The organism is Collinsella aerofaciens (assembly GCF_040915425.1).
Taxonomy (GTDB): Bacteria; Actinomycetota; Coriobacteriia; order Coriobacteriales; family Coriobacteriaceae; genus Collinsella; species Collinsella aerofaciens_BW.
The window spans coordinates 1-5,956 of record NZ_JBCPDN010000094.1 but is presented as its reverse complement, the minus strand read 5'-3'; the positions used below and the strand labels follow the sequence as shown (position 1 = coordinate 5,956).

Sequence of the window (5,956 nt, the reverse complement as noted above, 5' to 3'; positions counted from 1 at the left end):
GGCGCGAGCCGCCGCGAACCTCGTGGCCAACGCCGCCGAGCACGCGCGCTCGCGCGTGGCGGTCTCCTGCGACGTCGCGGGCGGGTACCTCGTCATCGAGGTCGCTGATGACGGACCTGGCTTCTCTCCCGCCGCCCTCGAACGCGGCTGTGAGCGCCTCTTCACAGACGACTCCTCCCGCTCCTCGCGCGACGGAGGCCGCCACTACGGGCTCGGCCTCCACGCCGCCGCCGAGGCCGCGAGCGCCCACGGGGGCTCCGTCTCGCTCGCCAACAGCCCCTCGGGCGGCGCGGTGGCCACCATCGCGGTCCCCCTGTGCGGGGCCTGACGAATCAGGCCCTCACACTGGCATACCTCGCAACCAAACGCTTCCCGGATAATTCATGAGGCCGTACTCGTATTCGAGCCTGCCTATCTCTGCGGCAAGCGCCTCCGTCATGTAGAAGTTTTTCGTGCGGCCCGTCGACTTCGCCAGGCGGTCGTACCTGTTCGCAAGGTCCTCGGGGATTCTCAGGGCTGCGGTGGCGGTTGCCATGACGCACCTCTTGGTTAGATGTAATACGTATATTTCTTTCTATCACATCACCCGAACCCCGCACCGGCGTACGGCCGCATCTGCTTTTTACCTTACATTGTGTCAACCGGTCCATGCCCGGCATATTCTGCCGGATTGAATCAACCGTTAAATCAATCCGAGCCTTTAAGGGGCGGTTGAAATCCTTCGAGGACTGAGGGCACCGTCCCTAGGTCGGCTCCTCGATGGCCTCGGCTGAATTCCCCTGCAATCGACCGCATGGGTTCCGGCACGGGGTTCTGGCGCTGCCCGAACGGGGCGCAAGACTCGGCCGTCGGTCGTGCCGGACGGCATACGTTTTGAGACCGGCAAGCTGTTGCCGGCTCGAGGACAGCGGCCCGGTGCACCGGGCCGATCGATAGCGGTCTCAGGTTCACAGCGCAGCTTCTCAGGGCTCGCATATATAGGAAGACTTGATCGGCAATCGATTTTAATGAAGTCGGCGGCGCATGTCAGAGTTTTCAACAAACCGCAGGTAAATCCGTGTACCAAAAATTGGTACACGGATTTACCTGCGATGTTCATGCTTGGTCAAAAGCCCATCAAGCGATATATCCATTATTTTAATGCGCGCGCCTGAGCTTTTGGCTGAAGTGGCAGTCCGACCGCCGGCAGGCGGCCACGCTATGTCCAAAGGTCACGCCTACTCCCAGTGCCCGGCTACGTCGACGACCCAGTGCTGCCCGTCGAGTTCTTGCCGCAGAGCTACATCAGGGACGTCTTATTGGGGGACGACCACATGGAACCCCGGGAGATCAAGCTGTACGGCTGATCCATCCGTCAACAACATGTCAAAGCCCCAAAACCCAACAGGATCGCGAACGAGGGGATGAATTGACCGCCCGGGTATTTGCGCCCGGGCGGTCAATTTTATCAACCATGGGTGCGATTCTGTGAGGCCATTTTTCTGGCATCCGCCGTTTGCTCCGGTCCCAACGCACCCATCGACCGTTCAGTAATCTTTGCGAACGCGACCACGTGCGCATTTGTCGAATAATCAAATGTCCGACAATGTCTGACGGAGCTGTCAGATATTCACGCACGAACAGGCGAGCTTCGCGAGCGATTGTAGGCAACTAGTAGCCCCAGCTGCGTCTTTGGCGCAGGTTCGACGTCTGACATCTTGAATGTCTAACGTTGAACGAAGCTGGTTGATAACAAGCAGGTGGAATAAACATGGAGCCCGACACCTCTCGCGCAATCGGCGCGCGGCAAGGGTCTGGCCCATCTCATATGTTGCCAACGCTAACGGTGAACCTGAGCGCCCGGGCACATTCTTTGTTGGCTGAAACCGGCATAGCAACAAGCGGAAGGCATCATCGAAGGAGTGTGCTGGAAAGCACCCGTCTCCTTAACTGTTAGAAATGCAGGTTAATAATCTATGTGGTCAATGTGATACCGTTGAACCCGCATATCGATACCGCTCAGCCATTCGCCTCGCCCCCGTCGCACGTATCTTCATCCGGTCTGTTACTTTTAATCTAACAATTCTTTGAGGAACGTAGGTGCTTCTGAATGTACTGTCGACTTCTTCTCAAACTAATCCTAAGAGACAGGGCCGTATGGATTTGTACGCTCGTTCTCGCTGCAGCCTTTTCCGCCCCCATTGCGTTCAATTCACCCATCTACGGGCCCTTCTTTATGAAACAGGGCATGCAGGGCTTTGTCGACGCATTCAATACGCGCGCGCCCCAGGCCAGCGGCACAGACCTATCTCCAGAGCAGCAAGATGACGCGGAGCTTGCAAGATACGCGAACGCCGCCCTCGCCGCTCAAACCGACGCCGCCTTTCTCGATTCTGCCGAGAGCTACTACGCGCTCATGGGCGAAGGCTTCCAATCCGGGTCCATCGTGGGAGACCGAGAGACCAATGACGCAGACCTCGCGTATTGCCGTGCCCTGAGCAGCTCCGGCATCACGGATATCCCGGCCTCCGCAAGCGACCTGCCATTCCTTTCCTTCCTGCCTTACGCCGTTGCCACGGCGCCGTCTTTCCTTCCCTTCATCCCCTTCCTTCTCTCGTCGATACTCGTGCTCGGCGCCACAAGGCCTGCGACCCTGGCGGCGAAGGCGCCCGTGCCCAAATTCCGGCGCCTTATCCAGATCGTGTTTTCGATAATCGCCGCGGGGACCGCGATGCTCCTCGCCGGCCTCGCACCCGGGGGCATTTGCGCCTTGGTCCTAAACGGCTTCGGGCAAATTGGGTACCCGATCGCCTTCTTCCATGACGGCGCGCTTACCACCACGACCGCGGGAAACGTCTTCACAGCCCTGCTTCTCGCGCTGCTTGCGGGCGGAACCTTGATATCCGTTTGCTCCGCCGTCCTATCGACCGCAACGAGGCGCGTCCTCGCGGGCCCCCTTACCTCCGCGCTGCTTGTCGCGGCCCCGGCATTCCCGTTACTGTCCGATTCGGCACTAGGGCATAATGCCGTGCTCGGGCTCCTGCCGCTGGCCGTATTCTCGCCTATCGAGGCAACGGGTTACGTGGGATGCTTCCCGACAGAATTCATTGGCTCCGGTTCAGGCAGCGCATCGATGCTTGCCGTGGCCCTGGCATACGTCGCGGTCTTTTTTACGGTCGGCGCCGTTGCGACACGTTCGCCCAAACAGCCTGGACCCGCGAAAAAGCACCATGGGCTCGAGCTTCTGGACGCGAGCGTGGGATACGGAAGCACGACGATACTTTCAATCGGGTCGCTTTTCCTGAGCCCGGGAACGGCGGCGGGCCTCGTTGCTCCCAACGGCTCGGGGAAAACCACCCTTCTTGAAGCGCTGTCGGGCCAATTTCCCACCCGCATCCGCTCGGGAAGCCTGGCGGCAGACGGAATCTGCCAACGTCGATCAGCCGAATTTGCAGAACTCGTCTACCTGAGCTCTCCAGGCGGCGCGGATCTCTATCCCACGCTATCGGCCATCGAGCACCTTGCTTTCGTTAGGGAGGCGTGGAAATCGGCCGCCGACATCGACTCGCTCTGCGACTCCCTCGGAATCTCCCCATATCTCGACAAGCCGACCCGTAAACTCTCGACAGGAATGAAGCAGCAGGTAAAGCTTGCCATGGCGATAGCGACCGATTGCCCGTACCTCATCCTCGATGAACCGCTGAACGGCCTCGATCCGGGAAAACGGAAAACCTCCTGCGACGCGATGCGCAGCGAGGTGGCGCGGGGACGCAGCGTGCTCATTTCAAGCCATCTACTCGACGACCTGGCAGACCTCACCAACTCGTTCTACTTCATCGAAGCCGGCACGCTCGTGGAAAAGATCAAGTCGTCCTCGCAGACGCTCAAGCAGGAATACCTCGATACATACGAGGGAGGTGAATGACATGATAGGCAAGAGCTATGCAAAGATAGCGATTGTTGGCTCTGTACTTTGTCTTGCAATGGTTCTATGTGCATCATTTGCGAGGTATAGGTCCGAGCAATCGTTTATCGATGGCGCTGAGAACGGTTTTGGCATAGACGGGATGTATGTCAACGATGGCGCGACCAGGCCGTCTATGGCGATTCTTGCAGGCGAAGACATGGAATGGCAAATCTGTAATGGCGATGGCTCTTGTCTGAGTGGTCGTTTGGCCGCAACGAGCGATCCGAATTCGTTCGATCTTCTCGACGATGATGGAGCGGATTGCGGTTCTGTTCACCTTTCATATGCATCGCGAGACGGGATGGACGGCATTCTCTACGTCTCCCACGAAACTGGCGATTTCAAGATGCGCAGGACTAACCGGGTGCCGGCTTTTATCGAGGAGTGAGAGTTCCCGGCGGCCTGCCGATCAGGCCGCCGGGCTATCGGGCCCCGCATTCATCCGTACACACACGGATGAATGCGGGAAGTGTCCGGATAAAGTTGATAATCAAGGAAACAAAGCCGTTCTGCCTGGGACGGCTTTGGCCTGGACTTTAACTACAACATCGCAATCGACACTTATCAGCTCGCGCAACGCGCATGGCCAAATCTCGGACGCTGGTGCATGGAGGACCTTCGAGATTTACTGGACATCCAAAACGACGACGCACACCGCGTGCTCGCCGACAGCGAAGACGAGATGGCTGTCTACAATGCGATCAGAAACAGTGTGAAGTCCGGAGAGCTTTCTGTGGAACCGCCGCGCCGTCGCGCGAGCCGACCGGGCAACCCGGGCAATCTGGTCCCGGCTCTCCCGGTCGTATTCCTACGATATCGCTCCTAGATCACCAATGTGTCAGATAAAGAATGAGGCAATGGCTATGATCACGCCTACGGCAGATGCAACGACTGCGCCTTTTTTCCTCTCCTTTAGTCCGACGAATAGGGTTGCCGTAAAGTAAAGGGCGGAAATGCAGGCTATGGCAAGCGAAACGAGTTCCTTGGGCGGTTTCAGCAAAAGGTCGCTAGCAAAGAGTAATGCAAGCAGGGCAAAGCCGATTGTGGTCAAGTATCTCGATTGATTTTGCGACAACATGGCAACTTCCTTTCAGAACATGCAAGTGAAAAGTCGGTACGATGTCATTGCGGTTGCAAAAAAGCCGCCGCTAGGACCGGTTGTCACGAGACCGGCGATAACTTCAGCGGTGCCAGCAAGCTGAAGATCGCGCAGGCGAGCCTCCTCCTTCGCGTTCAGCTTGACCTTGTGAGGGACGGGGCGGTTATTTGCAAATCCGTGAGAATCGCACCACGCCTTGGAATATGAATCCGTGCAGCGTCCGCGCTCAAAAAGGGATATATCGTAATTTTCGTCGTAGTTGTCTCCGACGTAGATTTCGCTGCTCTCGGCGGGAGATCCATCGTCGGCATAGGCTGCCGCAACGGGCACAAATGGTGTCATGACAAGGGAGAGGCAAAGAGCTGCTGAGACGATGGAGGGCAGGCAGTTCTTCATGGCTGGCTCCTTAATCTGGCCTTTGATAGTTACTTGATGTCGCCTCCTTCCGCTTTATATCCGTTGTATTTGGCGTATTTCTTTAATAAGGCAAGAGGTTCTTCCAGTCAAAGGTGAAACCCGTCACAAAGACAACCGATAACGTTGGCGGTAACTGGGGCGGTGCCCCCTCAGCGACGACCGACAAGGTTTTTCTGCTCTCGGCAACCGAAGTATACGGGGATATGCAATCCGACGGCATCCAGTACGAGTGCTACAAATCCAAGGGCGTGACGGGGTCGAACTATTCCGGTGCATCAGGCTATAGCCACTGGACTCGCTCCGTGAGACCGCGCAGCTCCACGTCCTTTCGCTATGTTCAAAGCGGCGGTATTTGCTACAGCTACAGCGCGACGGACTCGTTTTATGTTCTCCCCGCTTTCTGCTTCTGATCTCTTTTAGGCTTATAGGACAAAATGTGTGTCCACGTTGGGGGCATCGGCGCAGGTCGATGCCCCTTTTTCAGCCGTTTAAAT

The 5,956-nt window shown here is 57.4% G+C and carries 7 protein-coding genes; 4 read left to right on the top strand and 3 right to left on the bottom strand.

Annotated features, from left to right (window positions below; translation table 11 throughout):
• A partial coding sequence (locus AB5164_RS09635; RefSeq protein WP_368143253.1) for an ATP-binding protein occupies positions 1-328 on the top strand: 328 nt, incomplete at its 5' end.
• 12 nt (positions 329-340) lie between these two features.
• Here AB5164_RS09635 and AB5164_RS09630 read toward each other — a convergent pair.
• Positions 341-535 (bottom strand): ribbon-helix-helix domain-containing protein, encoded by a 195-nt coding sequence (locus AB5164_RS09630; RefSeq protein ID WP_138341788.1) that lies wholly within the window; start codon positions 533-535, stop codon positions 341-343.
• A gap of 1,680 nt (positions 536-2,215) precedes the next feature.
• On the opposite strand from AB5164_RS09630, the gene AB5164_RS09625 reads away from it, so the two are divergent.
• Together AB5164_RS09625 and AB5164_RS09620 are read left to right on the top strand one after the other, a co-directional pair.
• A complete protein-coding gene (locus AB5164_RS09625; RefSeq protein ID WP_368143252.1) occupies positions 2,216-3,904 on the top strand; it encodes an ABC transporter ATP-binding protein in 1,689 nt (562 codons plus the stop codon).
• Position 3,905: 1 nt separating this feature from the next.
• Positions 3,906-4,334, top strand: a complete 429-nt coding sequence (locus AB5164_RS09620) for a hypothetical protein (RefSeq protein ID WP_117758888.1) — start codon at positions 3,906-3,908, stop codon at positions 4,332-4,334.
• 450 nt (positions 4,335-4,784) lie between these two features.
• On the opposite strand, the gene AB5164_RS09615 is transcribed toward AB5164_RS09620, so the two are convergent.
• Together AB5164_RS09615 and AB5164_RS09610 are read right to left on the bottom strand one after the other, a co-directional pair.
• Positions 4,785-5,024, bottom strand: a complete 240-nt coding sequence (locus AB5164_RS09615) for a hypothetical protein (RefSeq protein ID WP_022093933.1) — start codon at positions 5,022-5,024, stop codon at positions 4,785-4,787.
• Positions 5,025-5,036: 12 nt separating this feature from the next.
• Positions 5,037-5,441, bottom strand: a complete 405-nt coding sequence (locus tag AB5164_RS09610) for a hypothetical protein (RefSeq protein ID WP_368143251.1) — start codon at positions 5,439-5,441, stop codon at positions 5,037-5,039.
• 113 nt (positions 5,442-5,554) lie between these two features.
• On the opposite strand from AB5164_RS09610, the gene AB5164_RS09605 reads away from it, so the two are divergent.
• Positions 5,555-5,872, top strand: a complete 318-nt coding sequence (locus AB5164_RS09605) for a DUF6273 domain-containing protein (RefSeq protein WP_368143250.1) — start codon at positions 5,555-5,557, stop codon at positions 5,870-5,872.
• The last annotated feature ends 84 nt before the right edge of the window (positions 5,873-5,956 follow it).

Bases quoted from the DNA above. Each gene is read 5' to 3' on its own strand.
- AB5164_RS09630 (WP_138341788.1), bottom strand. From the start codon at position 535: ATGGCAACCGCCACCGCAGCCCTGAGAATCCCCGAGGACCTTGCGAAC.
- AB5164_RS09625 (WP_368143252.1), top strand. From the start codon at position 2,216: ATGAAACAGGGCATGCAGGGCTTTGTCGACGCATTCAATACGCGCGCG.
- AB5164_RS09620 (WP_117758888.1), top strand. From the start codon at position 3,906: ATGATAGGCAAGAGCTATGCAAAGATAGCGATTGTTGGCTCTGTACTT.
- AB5164_RS09615 (WP_022093933.1), bottom strand. From the start codon at position 5,024: ATGTTGTCGCAAAATCAATCGAGATACTTGACCACAATCGGCTTTGCC.
- AB5164_RS09610 (WP_368143251.1), bottom strand. From the start codon at position 5,441: ATGAAGAACTGCCTGCCCTCCATCGTCTCAGCAGCTCTTTGCCTCTCC.